Source organism: Caproiciproducens puteiluti, from assembly GCF_052442865.1.
In the GTDB taxonomy this organism is placed as follows: domain Bacteria; phylum Bacillota; class Clostridia; order Oscillospirales; family Acutalibacteraceae; genus Caproiciproducens.
In genome coordinates this window covers 177,266-195,222 of sequence record NZ_CP194790.1, presented here as the reverse complement: position 1 = coordinate 195,222, position 17,957 = coordinate 177,266, and the positions used below count along the sequence as shown (strand labels likewise).

The 17,957-nt window shown below is 49.0% G+C and carries 20 protein-coding genes; 17 read left to right on the top strand and 3 right to left on the bottom strand.

Going from position 1 to position 17,957, the window contains the following annotated elements; all coding sequences use genetic code 11:
* The first annotated feature begins 10 nt into the window (after window positions 1-10).
* The 14 genes from ACRQU7_RS00940 (at window position 11) to ACRQU7_RS00875 (ending at window position 12,406) form a co-directional block, all read left to right on the top strand.
* The gene (locus ACRQU7_RS00940) at window positions 11-871 is read left to right on the top strand and encodes a DUF362 domain-containing protein (protein ID WP_038322186.1); all 861 of its coding nucleotides are present in this window, start codon (window positions 11-13) and stop codon (window positions 869-871) included.
* Window positions 872-888: 17 nt separating this feature from the next.
* Window positions 889-1,299 (top strand): cupin domain-containing protein, encoded by a 411-nt coding sequence (locus ACRQU7_RS00935; protein WP_444645646.1) that lies wholly within the window; start codon window positions 889-891, stop codon window positions 1,297-1,299.
* Window positions 1,300-1,316: 17 nt separating this feature from the next.
* Window positions 1,317-1,691 carry a MerR family transcriptional regulator gene (locus ACRQU7_RS00930; protein WP_038322188.1) on the top strand — a complete coding sequence of 125 codons (375 nt, stop codon included), beginning with the start codon at window positions 1,317-1,319 and terminating at the stop codon, window positions 1,689-1,691.
* Window positions 1,692-1,934: 243 nt separating this feature from the next.
* Entirely contained in the window at window positions 1,935-2,771 is an 837-nt protein-coding gene (gene licT, locus ACRQU7_RS00925) for a BglG family transcription antiterminator LicT (protein WP_444643007.1), read from the top strand.
* A gap of 112 nt (window positions 2,772-2,883) precedes the next feature.
* Window positions 2,884-4,290 carry a glycoside hydrolase family 1 protein gene (locus tag ACRQU7_RS00920; RefSeq protein WP_444643005.1) on the top strand — a complete coding sequence of 469 codons (1,407 nt, stop codon included), beginning with the start codon at window positions 2,884-2,886 and terminating at the stop codon, window positions 4,288-4,290.
* Window positions 4,291-4,333: 43 nt separating this feature from the next.
* Complete coding sequence (locus ACRQU7_RS00915) at window positions 4,334-5,722, top strand: PTS transporter subunit EIIC (protein WP_038322190.1); 1,389 nt, start codon at window positions 4,334-4,336, stop codon at window positions 5,720-5,722.
* Window positions 5,723-5,887: 165 nt separating this feature from the next.
* A complete protein-coding gene (locus ACRQU7_RS00910; RefSeq protein WP_038322272.1) occupies window positions 5,888-7,336 on the top strand; it encodes a M81 family metallopeptidase in 1,449 nt (482 codons plus the stop codon).
* Between the two features lie 16 nt (window positions 7,337-7,352).
* Window positions 7,353-8,729 (top strand): M24 family metallopeptidase, encoded by a 1,377-nt coding sequence (locus tag ACRQU7_RS00905; RefSeq protein ID WP_444643002.1) that lies wholly within the window; start codon window positions 7,353-7,355, stop codon window positions 8,727-8,729.
* Window positions 8,730-8,806: 77 nt separating this feature from the next.
* Window positions 8,807-9,319 carry a PTS glucose transporter subunit IIA gene (locus tag ACRQU7_RS00900; RefSeq protein ID WP_038322192.1) on the top strand — a complete coding sequence of 171 codons (513 nt, stop codon included), beginning with the start codon at window positions 8,807-8,809 and terminating at the stop codon, window positions 9,317-9,319.
* A 103-nt stretch (window positions 9,320-9,422) separates the two neighbouring features.
* Window positions 9,423-9,680: an HPr family phosphocarrier protein gene (locus ACRQU7_RS00895; RefSeq protein ID WP_444642999.1), complete on the top strand. Its 258-nt coding sequence runs from the start codon at window positions 9,423-9,425 to the stop codon at window positions 9,678-9,680.
* A 235-nt stretch (window positions 9,681-9,915) separates the two neighbouring features.
* Complete coding sequence (locus tag ACRQU7_RS00890; protein WP_156103882.1) at window positions 9,916-10,056, top strand: hypothetical protein; 141 nt, start codon at window positions 9,916-9,918, stop codon at window positions 10,054-10,056.
* A 249-nt stretch (window positions 10,057-10,305) separates the two neighbouring features.
* Window positions 10,306-10,995, top strand: a complete 690-nt coding sequence (locus tag ACRQU7_RS00885) for a class I SAM-dependent methyltransferase (RefSeq protein ID WP_444642997.1) — start codon at window positions 10,306-10,308, stop codon at window positions 10,993-10,995.
* Window positions 10,992-11,615 (top strand): class I SAM-dependent methyltransferase, encoded by a 624-nt coding sequence (locus tag ACRQU7_RS00880; RefSeq protein ID WP_444642995.1) that lies wholly within the window; start codon window positions 10,992-10,994, stop codon window positions 11,613-11,615. The genes ACRQU7_RS00885 and ACRQU7_RS00880 overlap by 4 nt, the downstream gene beginning before the upstream one ends.
* Window positions 11,612-12,406 carry a class I SAM-dependent methyltransferase gene (locus ACRQU7_RS00875; protein WP_444642993.1) on the top strand — a complete coding sequence of 265 codons (795 nt, stop codon included), beginning with the start codon at window positions 11,612-11,614 and terminating at the stop codon, window positions 12,404-12,406. Before ACRQU7_RS00880 ends, ACRQU7_RS00875 begins: the two co-directional genes overlap by 4 nt.
* A 111-nt stretch (window positions 12,407-12,517) precedes the next feature.
* Here ACRQU7_RS00875 and ACRQU7_RS00870 read toward each other — a convergent pair whose 3' ends face one another.
* The 3 genes from ACRQU7_RS00870 to ACRQU7_RS00860 form a co-directional block, all read right to left on the bottom strand.
* Window positions 12,518-13,336 carry a MerR family transcriptional regulator gene (locus ACRQU7_RS00870; protein WP_444642991.1) on the bottom strand — a complete coding sequence of 273 codons (819 nt, stop codon included), beginning with the start codon at window positions 13,334-13,336 and terminating at the stop codon, window positions 12,518-12,520.
* Between the two features lie 107 nt (window positions 13,337-13,443).
* Window positions 13,444-14,331, bottom strand: coding sequence for a GGDEF domain-containing protein (locus ACRQU7_RS00865; protein ID WP_444642989.1), 888 nt, complete (start codon window positions 14,329-14,331; stop codon window positions 13,444-13,446).
* A 187-nt stretch (window positions 14,332-14,518) separates the two neighbouring features.
* Window positions 14,519-14,866 (bottom strand): DUF6176 family protein, encoded by a 348-nt coding sequence (locus tag ACRQU7_RS00860; RefSeq protein ID WP_038322199.1) that lies wholly within the window; start codon window positions 14,864-14,866, stop codon window positions 14,519-14,521.
* Between the two features lie 409 nt (window positions 14,867-15,275).
* On the opposite strand from ACRQU7_RS00860, the gene ACRQU7_RS00855 reads away from it, so the two are divergent.
* From ACRQU7_RS00855 to ACRQU7_RS00845, 3 genes are read left to right on the top strand one after another with little or no spacing between them, the layout of a single operon-like run.
* Complete coding sequence (locus ACRQU7_RS00855) at window positions 15,276-15,881, top strand: MptD family putative ECF transporter S component (protein WP_444642986.1); 606 nt, start codon at window positions 15,276-15,278, stop codon at window positions 15,879-15,881.
* A 2-nt stretch (window positions 15,882-15,883) separates the two neighbouring features.
* Window positions 15,884-16,552: an energy-coupling factor transporter transmembrane component T gene (locus ACRQU7_RS00850; protein WP_444645644.1), complete on the top strand. Its 669-nt coding sequence runs from the start codon at window positions 15,884-15,886 to the stop codon at window positions 16,550-16,552.
* Between the two features lie 13 nt (window positions 16,553-16,565).
* Entirely contained in the window at window positions 16,566-17,957 is a 1,392-nt protein-coding gene (locus tag ACRQU7_RS00845; protein ID WP_444642984.1) for an ABC transporter ATP-binding protein, read from the top strand.

Here is a 17,957-nt window from a genome sequence, read left to right as displayed (position 1 = left end):
GAGAACTGCAATGTCTATCGTTTACTTTACAAAGGAGATCACGCCGGAAAGTCTGATCCACATTTATGAAGCGCTTGGCGTATCACTAAAGGGCAGGGTTGCCGTTAAGATCTCTACAGGGGAGCCGGGTGGACACAACTTTCTGCAGCCCGCGTTGATCGGGCGGTTGGTGAAGAAGCTGAACGGCACGATTGTGGAATGCAATACGGCTTATGAGGGAAAACGTTGTTCTTCAGCCGACCACTGGCAGGCGATTCGGAACCACGGATTTTTGGAGATCGCCCCCTGCGATATCATGGACGAATTCGAAGAATTTTCGATTCCTGTGAAAGGCGGAAAGCATCTGAGGGAAAACTTTGTTGGAGAACATTTGAAAAACTATGATTCCATGTTAATGCTCTCCCATTTCAAGGGGCACCTGATGGGAGGTTTTGGAGGTGCGCTGAAAAACATGTCCATCGGCGTTGCTTCCTCACACGGCAAGGCAAATATCCACGGTGCGGGCGATCCGGCTAAGCTGTGGACAGCCGACCACGATTCTTTCCTGGAATCGATGGCGGATGCGGACAAATCAGTCATGGATTACATGGGGCGTGAAAACATCGTGTACATTAATGTGGCAAACCGCCTGTCGGTCGACTGTGACTGCGATGCGAATCCACATGAACCAGAAATGGCGGATCTGGGGATTTTTGCTTCCTTAGACCCTGTGGCTCTGGATCAGGCGTGCGTGGATGCTGTTTACGCTTCACCGGATAAAAGCAAGGCCGCTTTGATCGAGCGCATGGAATCCCGCAACGGCATCCATATCGTCGAAACCGCGAAAAAACTGGGACTTGGAAGCCGAACCTATGAGATTAAGACAATTTAAGGAAGGGCGTAAAAATGATGAGCAATGTAGAATTTAATGAACAGAATCTTTTTGGCCTCGGTGCGCCGCTGCCGGAGATGCTTTCCAAGTATTTTACCGGTCATGCACATCTGAATCCGCTGACACAGACACCGAATATTGCCAATGTTACCTTTGAGCCTGGCTGCCGCAACAACTGGCATATTCATCATATGGGTGGCCAGATTCTGCTGCTGATTGCGGGTCGCGGCTGGTATCAGGCTTGGGGTGAACCTGCAAAGGAACTGCATCCCGGCGATGTAGTAGAAATTCCGCCCGAAGTCAAGCATTGGCACGGCGCGGCAAAGGACAGCTGGTTTTCCCATTTGGCGGTGGAGATTCCAGCGAAGAGCGGCTTCAATGAATGGCTTGAGTCCCTTCCCGAAGAGGAATATAATAAACTCAAATAAAAAGGAAGTGAAAGCCGATGACCATTGCGGAAACTGCGAAAAAGCATGGGCTAACCCCGGATACTCTGCGCTATTACGAGCGAATTGGTCTGCTTCCCAATGTTGCGCGCACTTCCGGTGGTATCCGCGATTATTCCGAGGAAGACTGCCGCTGGGTTGAATATATCAAATGTATGCGCTCGGCAGGTGTTTCGGTGGAAACTCTCGTTGAATATGTCACGCTTTTTCATAAAGGAAAAGAGACAATTCCGGCACGAAAGAAACTGCTTCTGGAACAGCGCGAGCAGATCGTTGCACACATTCAGGAACTGAATGACATTTTGGCAAGGCTGGACTGGAAACTGGACGGTTATGAAGAGCGAATGCTGAAATGTGAAGAGAATTTAAAATAAACCTGCTTTTGTCTTAGTGATGCCGAAAACGAATGATATCCTAAATTACTAAGCAATATAGATGAATTTTCAAGATTTTGTTTGTTATAATTATCAGTTGACACAATGAAGTAAAAAGGTTATGCTAAGTACACAAAAAGTTAACAAACTGGATTGTGACTGGTAATGCAGGCAAGACTACTTTGAAGAAGAGTAGTCTTGCCTTTTTTATTTTTCAATTATTTTGAAGGGAGTGGAATCCGTATGACGATTCAGAAAATATTAAATAATAATACAATCGTCACACGGAATGCAAAGGGACAGGAAATCGTCGCAATGGGCAGTGGAATCGGTTTTCGCAAAAGGCCCGGCGATGAAATCGATTTGGGTCAGATTGATAAAGTCTACACCTTATCGGACAAAAGCATCGCCTCGAAATTTCAGATGATGCTTGCCGAGATTCCCATGGAGCACATGCTTTTGTCCGAACGCGTGATCGATTACGCGAAAACACACTTAGGAAAGAAATTAAACGACTGCATCTACGTGACACTCCCCGACCACATCTCCACCGCGATTTCCAGATACAAAGAAAATTTGATTCTTGAAAATCCTCTTCTCTGGGATATCAGGCACTTTTATCCCGATGAATTTGCTGTTGGACTAAAGGCGAACCAAATCGTTCTGGAAGAAACCGGCATTCAATTCATTGAAGATGAAGCGGCTTTTATCACGATGCATTTCATAAACGCCGAATTGAACGGTCAGATGAAAAACACCTACAGTATGACTGAGATCATACAGGAGGTCTGCACGATTATAAAAGAATATTTTCAGATGGAGTTCGACGAGTCGTCCCTGAGTTATTCCCGCTTTATCAACCATCTGAAATTTTTCGCACAGCGTCTTCTGATGGGAGGACATTATAAGGATGGGGACGACGATTTGCTTGACGTCATCAAAAGCAAGCATCAGGATGCGCTTCAGTGTGCCGAAAAAATCCGGAAGATGATTTTGGAAAAATACCACTACGATTTCGGCAAAGAGGAGCTTCTGTACCTGACCGTTCATATCGCACGCATCACTCAGAACCCTTCGTAGCAAGGAATGATTTATTTCAGCAAACCCAAACGCTGTTCAATAAATGGAGTCAGCGCGCGATTCCATTTTTATATAGATTCAAAATAAACTCAAGGGAGGAAAATACGGAATTATGAGTGTAAACAAATTCCTGTGGGGCTCCGCAACAGCGGCCTATCAATGTGAAGGGGCCTGGAACGAAGATGGAAAAGGTTTAAATGAATGGGATGTTTTTAATCATGAAAGCCCGCTGAATATTCATAACGAAGATGGGGACGTCGCCAGTGATTTTTACCATAGATATAAAGAAGATATCGATTTAATGGCAGATGGAAATCAAAACACTTATCGATTCTCCATTTCATGGGCCAGAATCATACCGCAGGGATCAGGGGCGATCAACCCCAAAGGGATCGAATTCTATAATAAGGTCATCAATTATTGTCTGGAAAAGGGAATTACTCCGAATGTAACACTATTCCATTATGATCTTCCGAATGAAATGGCTAAAATAGGCGGATGGGAGAACAGAGAAGTCGCGGATGCTTTTCATGAATATGCAAAGGTATGTTTTAAAAATTTTGGAGACCGGGTTAAGATTTGGTCCACTATCAATGAACCAAGGTATTACGCTTATTGCAGTTATGTAGTAGGAAACTACCCGCCAAACTATAAGGCTGATTTCGGACGCTTTTGGAAAGTTCTTTATCATCTCATGCTCGGAAGCGCTAAAGCGATTCAAAGCTATAAAGAGCTGGGGATGGATGGAATCATCGGCATTGTTCATGACAATGGAAATGTGGAATTAGACCCTGATACCAAAGAAAAAGAGTTGGTAAGATTAAGAGCGGATATTTTTTACAGCCGGATGGTCCTGGATACTGCCCTGCTGGGTAAGCTGCCTGATAAACTGAATGAAGTTTTAAAAGACAACAGTGTCGATGCCTTTTTCCTTCACGAAGAAGATTTTCCTGTATTCCAAAAGGGCAGGGCAGACTATGTCGGGCTGAATGTTTACAACCGTCAGTACGTAACAGACTACTCTCAGGGAAAAACGGAAGTATTTCACAATAATGTGGGAAAAGGATCGGCAAGCAAAGAGGGGATTCGAATCAAGAACATGTTTGAGACATCTTTTGATCCGAATACAAGACGGAATCTCTGGGGAAGAGAGGTCTATCCGAAATGCATGTACGACTGTTTGATGGAAATGAAAGAAAGATATGGCAATGTATTGGTTTATATTACAGAAAACGGGCATGGCCAATACGAGACTCCGGATAACAACGGCTACATAAAGGATCCCGAAAGAATAAAGATATGCGGGGAATTTATTGATTACATGCTGAAAGCAAGGGAGGAAGGCGTTAACGTACAAGGTTATTATCTGTGGTCTACAATGGATCTTTACAGCTGGATCAATGGCTACGAAAAAAAGTACGGCATTGTCCGGGTGGATTTCAAGAATAACAACAGGCGCATTCCAAAAGAAAGCTATTATTGGTATAAGGACCTTATAGCAGCTAAAAGGGATATCTAAATGAAAACAGTTCAGAGAATTGATTTTGGTGGAGGGAAATAAAATGAAATATATTGAGATGTCAAAGCAGGTACTGGAAAACGTTGGCGGTATCGAAAACTTAAACCAAGTTGAACATTGCGCAACAAGGCTGCGTTTACACTACAACAGCAAGAAACTTATAAATGAAGAGGCGCTAAAAGGAATTGAAGATGTCCTGGGAATCGTCAACAAGGCCGGACAGGTCCAGATCATCATCGGGCCTAACGTGAATGAAGCATATAACGATTTTTTGGATGTATCGGGATGGAAAGAGGGACAGAATAGCGGAGGGGCTTCAGCCGAAGAAGAGCCAGAAGAAAAAAAGGCGATGTACTATGTCAATAAATTCGGCAGCTTCATGGCTGCAATCTTTATGCCGATTGTTCCTGCCCTGATTACTGGTGGAATGATCCTTGCAATCAGAAACTTATTGATCAACTACTTCGGTGTCAGCATGGAATCCGGCACAGCAGTCATTATGACCGCAATTTTCAGCGCCGGATTTACTTTTTTACCGATATATATAGGATATACGATGGCGAAACGCTTGAAGATGGAACCGATCATGGGTGCCTTTTTAGGCGGTCTTCTGGTCAGTTCAAGCATCAGCGGCGTAAAAGGGTTAAGCTTCCTGGGTATTGGAATCCCGACAGTAGACTATGCGAGCAGTGTATTACCCATTATGCTTGGCGTTGGACTAATGTATTTTGTAGACAGATTTTTCCAGAAGTATCTTCCTGACACCGTCAGGTACTTTTTGAAACCGTTGTTTACAATGACAATCGTTGTTCCTGTCACATTGATTGCTTTAGGCCCTGTCGGAACCATTTTAAGTACATATGTAGGGATGGGGATTACACAGTTAATGAACACGATTGGCGGAGTGGCCATGCCGATCTTTGCCGCGGTTTACCCCTACATGGTTATGCTGGGATTAGACAAAGCGATTATGCCGATTGGATTTAACAGCGTTGCAACACTCGGATATGATCCGGCAATCATGATCATGGGATTCATTTCCAACCTATGTGTCGGTGGAAGTGCCTTGGCGGTAGCCACCACAATGAAAAATGACAAAACGAAGAAAGGCATGATTGCGTCTTTTGGTGTGACCGCACTTTGCGGAGTTACGGAACCCGCCTTCTACGGATCATTGATTATGAGGCCAAGAGTGTTGATCGGCACCGCAATCGGAGCTGTAAGTGCCGGTTTGGTTGCCGGTATCTTTGGACTGAAGAGCTACGTTATGGGCGGATGCCCCGGTTTATTCACGGCTTTGTTCTTTGTCGACAAACAAGGCAGCGTTGGAAATCTGATTTTGGCTGCAGTCGTAGCAATTATCGCAATTGCCGTGTCTTTTGTCGCCAGTAAGATTATCCTTTCAAAAATGGAAGCAAAAGAAGTAAAATAAAGAAAAGGTTCTGACAGAAAAACCCACCTTTTGATATCATGATGAATGTCGAAATCATCAAAAATAGCGGAGAAAGGTGGGTTTTCATGGATAAAAGCCTACGGGAAGAGCTATCAAAGTGGAAAGCTTACCGAAATGACGAACAGCATTTATGAGGTGAATACAATGAAAGTATTGATTGCGCGATTTGTTCTTGAATCCAACGCAAATATTCCGTATAAGAGCAATTTAGAAAATTTTAATCTTTTATTTGGAGAAGACTGCATTCGGGAAATGAAATGTAAAGAGGTGTTTGCGAAAGAAGGAATCGAAATGATCCCTTCCATTTATGCCGACGGAGCAGCCGGCGGTGTTTTAGAGAAGGCTGCATTTGATTACATTGAACAGAGAATTCTGGAAGATATGAGAAAACACCTTCATGAAATTGATGGAATTTTCCTTCACCTACATGGGGCAAGTGAAGTCGAAGGCCTGGAGGGCGGCTCAGGCGATCATCACATTATGAAGATGATTCGCAATGTGGTTGGTCCTTACCTGCCAATTGCAGTAGTTTGTGATCCTCACGGAAACCTCTCTAAAGAATATGTAGAGAACACAACACTGATCCGCAGTTATCGTTATTCACCGCATACGGATATTAAGGAAACAATTGCGTTTGTTTGTGAAAAGCTGGCTGCATTGTTGAAGAATCGTCAAAATATTACGCCGGTATATCGCAAATTACCGATGATCCTGGGCGGAGAACAGAGCGTTTCTGCCGATGAACCGGTAAAATCCATCAATCAGTATCTGGATAAATTAGAAGAAGATCCAAGAATAGTAAGCTGTTCCTGGCATGTAGGATATATTCGCCATGATTGTGATGTTGTGGGATGCGGGATTGTTGTCATCCCGGCGACAGGGGGCGATCAGGAATATGCAAATGAAATCGCAGATCAGCTGGCGAAGTATATATGGGATAAACGTCATGAATTCCACTATACCGGATTCACTGCCCAGCCGGAAGAAGCGCTGAAGATGGCAATCGAATTCAAAGGAAAGCCTGTGTTCATTACCGACTCCGGGGATAATGTAACCTCGGGGGCTGTAGGATGCAATACCTTCCTATTGCGTCTGGTACTGGCCCTTGATGATACCCGCAACAAGAAATTTTTGTTCGCCGGCATCAATGATGCAGAAGTATTGGCCAAGTTGTCTAAATGTGAAAAAGGAGAGGCAACAGCCGTTTCTTTGGGGATGAATCTGGATGAGTTATCCGCACAGGTAAATTTGGACGTTGTTGTCAAAGCAAAAGGATACCTGGCTGGTTACGCTTACACGGAAGAGGGGAATTTTGGGGACTGCATTGCCGTCGGCGTAAAAGATAGGCCAATCGATATTATTGTTACAGGAAGCAATCATCCTTTTGTGGAATTACACCAGTTCCATGCCGCCGGGGTCAATTATAAAGACTATGATATCATCATTGTCAAACAGGGCTACATTTTCCCCGAATTAAAGGAAGCCGGAAAATTGAACGTTATGTCATTAACCCAGGGAGCAACGCTGCAGGATACGTCAAAACTGCCATTCAAACGCATTATGCGTCCAATGTTCCCTATTGATAATATTTAAGAAAGGATAAAACAAATTGATTCAGTTAAAAGAAATAAGCGCACCGGAATTAGAGCAGAATCTTGTACCGGTTGCACTAAGTGATGAAACCATGCGTGACAGAAAAGAAAAGCTGTTAGAGAAGATGAAGAATCATGGCTATGAAGCCATTGTTGTCTATGCCGACCTGGAACATGGAAGCAATTTTGAATACTTATGTGGTTTCCTGCCCCGTTTTGAAGAGGCGCTGCTGGTGCTTCACTCCTGCGGTAAAGCCTATATGGTCCTGGGAAATGAAAACCTGAATAAAGCAGCAAAGTCAAGAATGGAAGTGACGGCTATCCATATGCCGCATTTTTCATTGCCGAACCAGCCAATGAAAACAGAAAAAACGGTCGCTGAAATTTTAGCGCAGTGTGAATTGGAGAAAGCGAAAAACATCGGTTTGGTTGGATGGAAAAATTTCACCGGCAAATCTGACGACGATGCCGTATTATATGATATTCCTTACTTTATAGTAGAAGCCATTAAGAATACCTGCAGGGAAGCAAAGTTTTCTAATGCTGCAAGCTTATTTATTGGAGAAAACGGTCTGCGTACGACAAACAACGCCAATGAATTTGCACACTATGAATTCGGGGCTGCACTTGCTGGAAATTGTATATTAGAGACCATGGCAGAATTGGATGCAGGAAAAACAGAAATGCAGGTTGCGGAAAAATTAGCCGCATTTGGACAGCCCCACAATGTTGTAACCATCATGGCGACAGGGGAACGGTTTGAAAAGGCCAACATGTACCCCAGCAATAAAATAATCAAAAAAGGAGATCGTATCTCGATCACGACGGGATTCAAAGGCGGGTTACAAAGCCGCGGCGGATATGCAGTATCCTGCGCGGAGGAATTGCCCAAAGGTGAAAAAGACTACCTGGAAAAAGTAGCGATTCCTTATTTTGCTGCTGTGAGGACCTGGTTAGAAACGATTCACATTGGCATGAGCGGAAAAGAATTATACGACAGGATTGAAGAAGTGCTGCCGAAGGCACAGTATGGATGGTCATTGAACCCGGGCCATTTATGTGCCGATGAAGAATGGCTTTCTTCTCCAGTGTACCCGGATTCTGCGGAAGTGTTAAAGAGTGGAATGCTGTTCCAGGTTGATATCATCCCGTCCGTTCCCGGATATGGTGGGGTCAGTTGTGAAAGTGGAATCCTGCTGGCTGACGAGGTATTGCGGGAAACAATAAAGAAGGAATATCCGGAAATGTGGGAACGGATCCAGAAGCGCAGAGCTTATATCAGGGAAGAACTGGGAATCCATATTTCAGAAGAAGTGATTCCAACAAGCAATGCGGCCGCTTACTGTCGCCCGTTCCTATTGAACAGGAAAGCGGCATTAACAGGAAATAAGTAAGAAAAAGAAAGTTTAACGGTGTCAAGATATTTAGCTGCACTGCTGTGGATACCGGTGATTCATAAAGGAAGTATTTCATGCTATTCAACTTAAAAAAACAAACAACAAAGAAAGATAATCACGCCGAGGGAAAAATTTTTGCCGTACAAAGCGGGCTGGTCATCCCTATCACCGAAGTCAATGATGACGTATTCGCACAAAAGATGCTGGGGGACGGCGTGGCGATCAGACCGGAATCAGGTATCATCGTTTCGCCGGTGAATGGCAGAATCATCAATATCGCAGATACGTTCCATGCCTACGGGCTCCAAACGGAGGACGGCCTGGAAATTCTGGTACACATCGGTATTGATACGGTAGATCTCAACGGAAAAGGATTCCGGAATCACGTCCGAATTGATGAAAAAGTAACAGTCGGTACGCCGCTTTGCACGGTGGACCTTTCCCTTCTGAAACAAAACGGATATGACACAGACATTATTGTCCTGGTGACTGGTCCGACAGAATGCGACGATCCCCTTATCATCCACACAGGGGTTACTGCCAAGGCACAACAAACCTGCATCATGGAATATCACCGGAAGAAATAAGCGAATCATCGAAAGGCTTTCATTTCCTCCGCGACGGTACACTCCCCGCTGCTTCCGGCATGATTGCAGCCAATTACCCAGCGTTAAAAGAAAGGAAAACATCATGAAAACATTTACATATACGATCAAGGATGAAAACGGTATTCATGCCCGTCCGGCGGGCCTGCTGGTCAAATTTGCGCAGGGACTCCATTCAACGGTCAATATCACATTGAATGGAAAGACGGCGGACTCCAAACGCCTGTTTTCGGTCATGAGCCTCAACGCAAAACAAAACGACACCGTCACTTTTCAAGTTGAAGGAAAGGATGAACTGGCCGACTGTACGGCTTTAAAGGCATTCTGCCAAAGCAATCTTTGAAAAGGCCTTTACATTGTTGCCTCAACAACTCCACCGGAGGTTGCGTTTGTTCTATTCCGGCCACTCACGGAGATTATTTTTCCACCACCTGTTGTTGCTGCAGTTTACGTTCTCTGCCGCAATGGATTTTTCTTCATAGCGCCTGAAAGGATTGACAAAGCAGACAGGTGGGTGTATCGTATGATTGTAATTATAAATTCAGTCATACGGTGATGAAAATGGCAACGGCTTTTACATGGCAGGAAGAGGCTATTATTATCGAAAGCTGAAAAGTGCCGCGAAGGAAAGCGCTGTTTCCCTCGGCGTACGGAGAACGACCGTCGACCAGCTTGTAGCGGTCGCGGGGATTTGGCTGCCGCCGTCGTCCGGGGACTGATGCTCACCATTTCCCATCAGCATGAGATCGGTGCCCTATCCTCAGGTACTGGATACGCTAGTGCGCAGCGCGTGCCGCGAGCTGTTTTAAAAAGGTTGTCCCGCAAGGACGGCTTTTTTAACCGGCTTGAGTTAGCGTAGGCTAACCATTAATGGGCGATCAGGAAGCTGCCCGTTTCCCTGGCCGCCATGGCGGAGGGGCACACGAAAAACGCCAACGGAAAAAAAATCAGAAGGAGTGACGACAGGCATGGCGCATGAAGAAATCCGGCAGGCTTATCAGATGCTGGGACAGGAGGCTACCGCCTACGACGGTATGATCACCTGCTCCACGCTTTTTGGCAGAACCATCTGCAAACTGGTGTGGGATATGAACAAGGCGGATAATGACCGCTATCTGCAGCTGGCGCTTGCCGGAATCCGGGAGGACTTTGCCGGAAAGCTTCTGGAAGTTCCCGTGGGTACGGGCGTACTCACCGTGCCGGTATACCAGAAGCTGGCAAATGCGGACGTGACCTGTCTGGACTACTCGACGGAAATGATGGCCACCGCGCAAAAAAGGGCGGAAAAGTTCGGATTGCGGCAGGTCCGCTTTGTACAGGGCGACGTGGGGGGCCTCCCCTTTGAAAACGGCAGCTTCGACGTCGTATTGTCCCTGAACGGCTTTCACGCCTTTCCGGACAAGGGCGCGGCCTATCGCGAGACCTTCCGGGTGCTGAAGCCCGGCGGGATTTTCTGCGGCTGCTTTTATATCCGGGGCGAAACCCGGCGCACCGATTGGTTTATCCGGCATTTTTACGAACCGAAGGGCTTTTTTACTCCTCCGTTTGAAACGGCGGAAAGCCTGAAAAAACAACTGGAAAATTTCTACGCAAACGTGACCCTGGATACGGTAAAATCCATGGCCTGCTTTTGCTGCCGCAAGGGGGAATCAAGATGATGAAACGCTTTTTCCAAAACACGCGAAAGCCGGAAGGCTTTCTTGGGCGCATGATGCTCCGCAGCATGAACGGAGGGCATACGCCGCTGTCCACCTGGGGGCTTTCCCTGATTTATCCCGCGCCGGACGCCCACGTGCTGGACATTGGCTGCGGCGGGGGCGCGAACATCGCAAGGCTGATGAATCTCTGTCCCCTGGGGTTCGTGGACGGCATCGACTATTCCTCAGAAAGCGTCGCCTTCAGTCGGAAGAAAAACGCCGCGGACCTTGGCAAACGGTGTGAGATCCGACAAGGGGACGTAGGGGCTCTGCCCTATGCCGACGCAGCCTTCGATCTGGTGACCGCTTTTGAAACGGTCTATTTCTGGCCTGATCTCGAAAAAGCTTTTGCCGAGGTCCTGCGCGTACTCAAACCCGGAGGGCAGTTCCTCCTCGTATGCGAAATGGATGATCCGGCCAACACTACCTGGACCGGGCTCATCGACGGGATGACGGTCTATGCCGGCGAGGACCTGAAGGTTCGGCTGGAACAGGCGGGTTTTGCTCCCGTCCGCCTGTTACGGAACAAAAAGGGCTGGATCGGTCTGCTGGCCGGAAAAGCGGAAGGGGAACTTTCATGAAAAAGCAAACAAAAATCGACTATGCAAATTGGATACCGGCAAAGCTGCCGACTACCTTAGGCGTGACCGGCCTCCTGCTGGCCCTGCTGTTCGCCGCCAGCTTCCTGCCGGCAGCGAGCGTTCCCGTTATTATCCTTCGGATTTTTTTCGCTGCCGCGGCGCTTCTGACGCTGGCCCTTTTCGGATACATGGTCCGCGCCCGCCGGCTGCTCTCTTATGAGGGCGGCGGCGTGCAGGGCAAAATTCTGGACAATGTACTGCGCTATCTCGATTGGGACGGGCACGGTACGCTTCTGGATATCGGCTGCGGCAGCGGCGCGCTGACCATCAAGGCCGCAAAAAAATATCCGGATGCCCGCTGTGTCGGCATGGACTACTGGGGCGCAATGTGGGACTACGCAAAGGAACAGTGCGAAACCAACGCGGAGCTGGAAGGGGTTGCAAACCGTACGTTCTTTCAAAAGGGTGACGCAGCGCATCTGGACTTTCCTGACGGGCACTTCGATGCCGCGGTAAGCAATTTTGTCTTTCACGAGGTACGCACCCAGCCGGATAAACTGGCGCTGATCCGGGAGGCTCTGCGGGTACTGAAACCCGGCGCGCCCTTCGCGTTTGAAGATGTGTTTTTCTCCCAGAAGAATTATCCGAATTTGAACGCACTGGTGGAAACGCTGTCAAAAGAGGTAACGGAAATCCGCTTCGTGGACACCCGGAAGAACAGCTTTGTTCCAAAGCTGCTGCGTACGTCTTTGGTCGCCGGGGAAATGGGACTTATCTGCGGGAAGAAATAAGACTCCTGACCTCTGTTTTATTGGGTAGATACCTCCTATTAAGGAAAGAGATCGCTGGCAATAAAATACCGCCTGCTTTTTTTTGCAGGCGGTATTTTTTACTGATGACGCTTACTTCTTTTTCACGGGGTAGCAAACCTCCGTCACCCATTCGTCGGGGTTCTGCGTTTCATGAGGGCTGACATGGTCAATGTTGAAGGAAGGCCCGTTAAAATCGTATCCGTTATCGCGGACCCAGTTGGCAACAGCCTCATTGACCCCGTCGATTTTGTCATAGCCGCCCTGGTAAGTGGCTGAAGCGATCAAAACGGGCGGCTCGGTTTTGAACACCACATGCTCGGTGTTCGGGTAGCTGCCCCGCACGGATTTCTGAACTTCCACGTCCACGTCGGTTTCCTTGTACTCTGCATCGTGGAAAATCGCCAGCGTGTAGCAGGGCTCTCCGTCCTGCATGTTTAACGGGGCGGTTTCTTTCATGAGGACATGCCAGAGCCTGCCCTCGTAGTCATATGCGGGAATGATCTGCCGGACGCTGGCAACATAGCGTTCAGGCAGCGTTTTTAAAGTTACATTGTAACTCATCGCGGTTCCATCCTTTCTCAGCCGTTTAATGGCTGTTTCAAGGAGCAGCAGACGGTGCGCGGTTAACTCGGCCTCTGCTTTTACTTCGGTTTGCTTTACGGACAAAAACTCCGCCAGCTTTTGCGGATCATTGTAGATTTTCAGAATTTCCCCGATAACGGACAGGCCGAACCCCATATCCTTGAGACAATTAATCCGACCGGCCACAGGGAGCTGATCCTCGCCGTAATAGCGGTAGCCAGTGAAAGAATCGATACTTTTGGGCACCAGCAGGCCGATTTCGTCGTAATGCCGCAGCATCCGGATGCTGATCCTTGACAGTTTAGAAAAATCACCTATTTTCAGCATGATAGATCCCTCACACATGTGTTTTTTCGAGCTCAGTTACAGTATAGAGTATACCATAATGGGAGAGTCAAGAGGCATTTTACAATTTATCAGCCGAGGCTGAACCTTTATCTTTCCGTTCTTTTATGGCGTTTTTTCGCCTCATACATTTTTTTATCGGCCAGCTTGATGATCTCCTCCGCCGTTAAGCCGGAGTCCGGCATTGTCACCACTCCCAGTGATACCGTAATGCCAATATCGCTTCCCTGTATGGGGAACGCCGCTTTATCAAAATCCTGATAAATTCGCTGTGAAACGCGGTGCGCCTCTTCGCTGCCGGTATTGTTCAGGCAGATCACGAACTCGTCGCCGCCGTAGCGGGCCGCCCAGTCCGTCTCGTTTCTGATGCATTTCCGGATCGTTCCCGCCGCGAATTTCAGAACCTGGTCCCCGGCCGCGTGACCGAAGGTATCGTTGACCGACTTCATATTGTCAATATCGATGAAAATAACCGACAGCGGCTTCTGGCCCACCATCGCGCCGACAATATCGGCGGGCAGACGGTCGTCCAGAAACCGGCGGTTATACAAAGACGTCAGCTCGTCCCGGATGACCATATCGTTGATATCCCTGACCGCGTTAAACAGCACCTGACCCTTATTGTATTCGCCCGTGCCGATCATCATGGTATCCGTCGCGTTTTTCAGGATTTCCAGCACCACGGGGCACTCCTCGGAGTCGATCGGCAGGGCAGTGACCAGCATAATCACATCGGGGCTGTGCTCCAGCTTCATAAAGCTCTTCTGTTCCCGGTGCGCCCTGATCGACACGCAGTTTTCACAGATGCGCCCGCTGCTCCAATAGGCGTAACACGCCTCGCACGTTTCGGCCGTACCGTTATTGCGGTATTCCATAACCCTTTTCCGCACGGGGTCCACAAGACGGACCGCATCATACATTTTGTGAAAAAAATCCAAGTTCGCCTGCAGTTTGTCCAGCGTAATTTTTTCGGTCATACATACTCTCCTTAAGATGATAAGACGGAAACAACGGATGCGCTCAAGAGCAGAAAAACAGAGTAAAATCTGCGCAGTCGGTTAATTATGTTTTTTATTATACAATGAGAATGCAAATATGGCAAACTACAGGCAGACCATCATAAAACATCCGAAATTTCCGGCTCAGGCCGGGACGGGCAGCTTCTTAATTTTGCTGAAATACGGAAAAGTCCCCCAGCGCAAGCGCCGGGTCAATCCGTACGCAGCCCTCCGTGTCCACACAGGCCGTCATATACTCAAAATGCTTTGCATCCAGCGGGTTCCCGCTGGACTGAGCCACTTTGCTTGCATATTCCAGGTCGTCGGCCAGAACAAACAGATAGACGTACATGGACCCGTTTTCCACACTGGTAAAATAAATTTCCAGATGCTCCTTTTCATTTTTCAGCGTTTCATTGCCCGCCTCCTTGTTTTCCTTTAAAAATTCGAGCCACTCCCGGGCAAGGTCTTCCTTTCCGGATTTAATTTTCACGCGCCATAAAACAATGTCCATTTTTCTCCTCCTTGTATTTTCGTCCGATTACGATCGGTTAGTTACCGCTAACCTAATCATACAGGAACCACCGCCCTAAGTCAAGAAATGCGGGTCCATAAACGCATTTTCTTTACATGCCCGGCGGAATATGCTACCATATGATTAGTTGTCACTAACCATATAAAAACACCCCGCTGGCATTCCGCCGCGGAGGCCGCCCCGGCATCCTGCGGTGTGAGTGCGTATCCAGGAAGAAGCTTTCCCCCCGGATGCAAACAAAAAGTCCAAACGGTGCCAAACCGTCCAATCGGAGCGGAAGTCAAAACCGGCAGCCATTATACTGTTTTGTGACGGACGCTGTCAGGCGTCCTAATAAAAAGCCGCTTAGTTAGCTATAACTAACTAAGCGCTGTCAGGGGGAAACAAAATGGCTTCAAACAACTTAAACAGAGGGCTGACAGGAAAGGATCTCATTACGGTGGGAATCTTTTCCGCCCTTTACTTCGTCATTAACTTTATCTTCATGCTGCTGGGCGGACTTCATCCTTTAATCTGGATCCTGATGCCCGGTTTCATCGCCTTGTTTTCGGGAATTCCCTTTATGCTGATGTGCGCCAAGGTACAGAAGTCCTGGGCCGTACTGCTGATGGGCATTATCACCGGTCTTATTTATTTTGTAACGGGCCAGTTCACAGTGGTGATCCTTGTAACGTTCGTCATTTCCTGCGCTCTGGCGGAGCTCGCCCGCGCCGTTACGAAATATGGGAGCTTTCAGGGAAACACGACAGCTTTCGTGCTGTTTTCGCTTGGCATGACGGGATCGCCGCTTCCGCTCTGGCTGATGCGGGACAGCTTCCTTTCCCAGATTTCCTCGCAGGGAATCCCGGCGGACTACCTTGAAACCCTGAAAGCCGTTTCCTCACCCGCCATGCTGATCGTCCTTTTTTCGGCGCCTGTTGTCGGCGCGATATTCGGCGCTTACATTACCAGAGGCATGTTTAAAAAGCACTTTGTCAAGGCGGGCATCGTTTGAGCATGCAAAAACATCTGCGAATCGATCCCCGCACCGGGCTGCTTCTGCTGGTGATGTCCAACATCATCGCGTTCACCCAGAACTCCTTTCCGGTCGAAACAGGCTGGATTCTTTTCCTCTGTCTGCTGGCGGCTTTCTGCGGCTGCGGCAAGGCGGCCGCCCGGTGGCTGCTGGCCTTCTGCCTGCTTCTGGGCCTTCAATACTACGTGTTCCCGGTATCCGCAAAGATCGTCGCCACCAGCTTTTCCATTTTTGCGAATTACACGCGAAGAATGTTCCCCTGCCTGATCGTCGGTATGCTGATGGTAAAAAAGACGCCGCTTCGGGACCTGATCGTGGGGCTGAGGAAATGGCATTTCCCGCAGAAGCTGATTGTGGCGGTATCGGTGACCCTGCGCTACTTTCCCGCGATCCGTGAAGAGGCCGGATACATACGCGACGCCATGAAGCTCCGGAAGATTCACGGGCTTCAGAAAGTGGAATGTCTGGTCATTCCCCTGATGATCTCGGCGACCGGCACCGCGGAAGAGCTCGCAGCGGCGGCGGTGACGCGCGGGATTGAAAACCCCGCTCCCAAAACAAGCGTGGTGGAGCTCCGCCTGACCGCGGCGGACGGGGCGTGTATTCTGGCCGGGGTTCTCTTCACCACCGCTTCCTGCCTGATCAGATGAAAGGAGGTGCTTTATGATTTCCATTGAGGACGTATCCTTCGGCTATTCCGGAGAGCACGGCACGCTTTACGATGTTACCCTGAAAATACGGGACGGCGAGTGCATTCTGCTCTGCGGAGAATCCGGATGCGGAAAAACGACGGTCACCAAGCTGATGAACGGGCTGGTCCCGCATTTTACAGACGGCTGCGCGCTGGCAGGCAGGGTATCCGCCGAAGGCCTGGCGGTGGCCGAAACGGAGCTTTACGAGCTTGCAAAGCGGGTGGGCTCTGTTTTTCAGAACCCCAAAAGCCAGTTTTTTAACCTTGATTCCGACAGCGAGCTGGCTTTCGGTCTGGAAAATCAGGGAGCCGCGCCGGATTTCATACGTACACGGCTGAAGGAAACCGTCCGGAACCTGCGGATGGAAGCCCTTCAGGGCAGGAGCATCTTCTCGATGTCGGGAGGGGAAAAGCAGATGTTGGCCTTCGCCTCCGTTTACGCCATGGACCCGGCGGTGTTCGTGCTGGATGAACCGACCGCGAACCTTGACGAGGATGCGGTCAAACGTCTGCGGGAGCAGCTTCGGTTTTTAAAGCGGCAGGGCCATACCGTGGTCATTGCCGAGCACCGCCTCTGGTTTCTGGACGGCCTGATTGACCGGGCGGTTTTCCTGAAAAACGGAAGAATTGAGCGGAGCTTTTCCGGCGGGGAATTTTTTTCCCTGCCGGAGAGGGAACGGATCGATATGGGACTGAGGGCGCTGACGCCGCCGGACGGTGCCCTGCCCCCCGCCCTGCCCTGCGGCGCGGGGCTGTCGGTGGAAGGGCTTGCCTGCGGCTTTGGAAAAGACGAGCCGGTGCTCCGGGCGCTTTCCTTTTCAGCGGTCCCCGGGGAGATTCTGGCGGTTTCCGGAAAAAACGGAATCGGCAAAACCACCCTGACCCGGTGCCTGTGCGGACTGATGCGAGAACGCGCGGGAACCGTGCGGCTGAACGGCAGGCGGCTGAACCGGAAGCAGCGGGCGAAAGCCGCCTTTTGCGTCATGCAGGACGTGAATCACCAGCTTTTTTCGGACAGCGTATTTGGAGAGTGCCTGCTGGCGGCCCCGGAATGCACAGACGAGCGGGTCAAGGAAGTCCTGAACCGGTTTGACCTGCTGCCGTTTCAGGAAAAGCATCCGATGGCGCTTTCCGGCGGACAAAAGCAGCGGCTTGCCATAGCGACCGCCGTGCTTTCCGGCAAAGAGCTTCTGATCTTCGACGAGCCCACCAGCGGACTGGATTACGCACACATGATGGAGGTGTCGTCCGTTGTCAGGCAATTGGCAGACGAAGGGCGCATCGTACTCATCGTGACCCACGACAGAGAATTTCTCCGCTGCGCCTGTGACAGGGAGCTGGAACTCAGGGAGGAGGGCTTATAA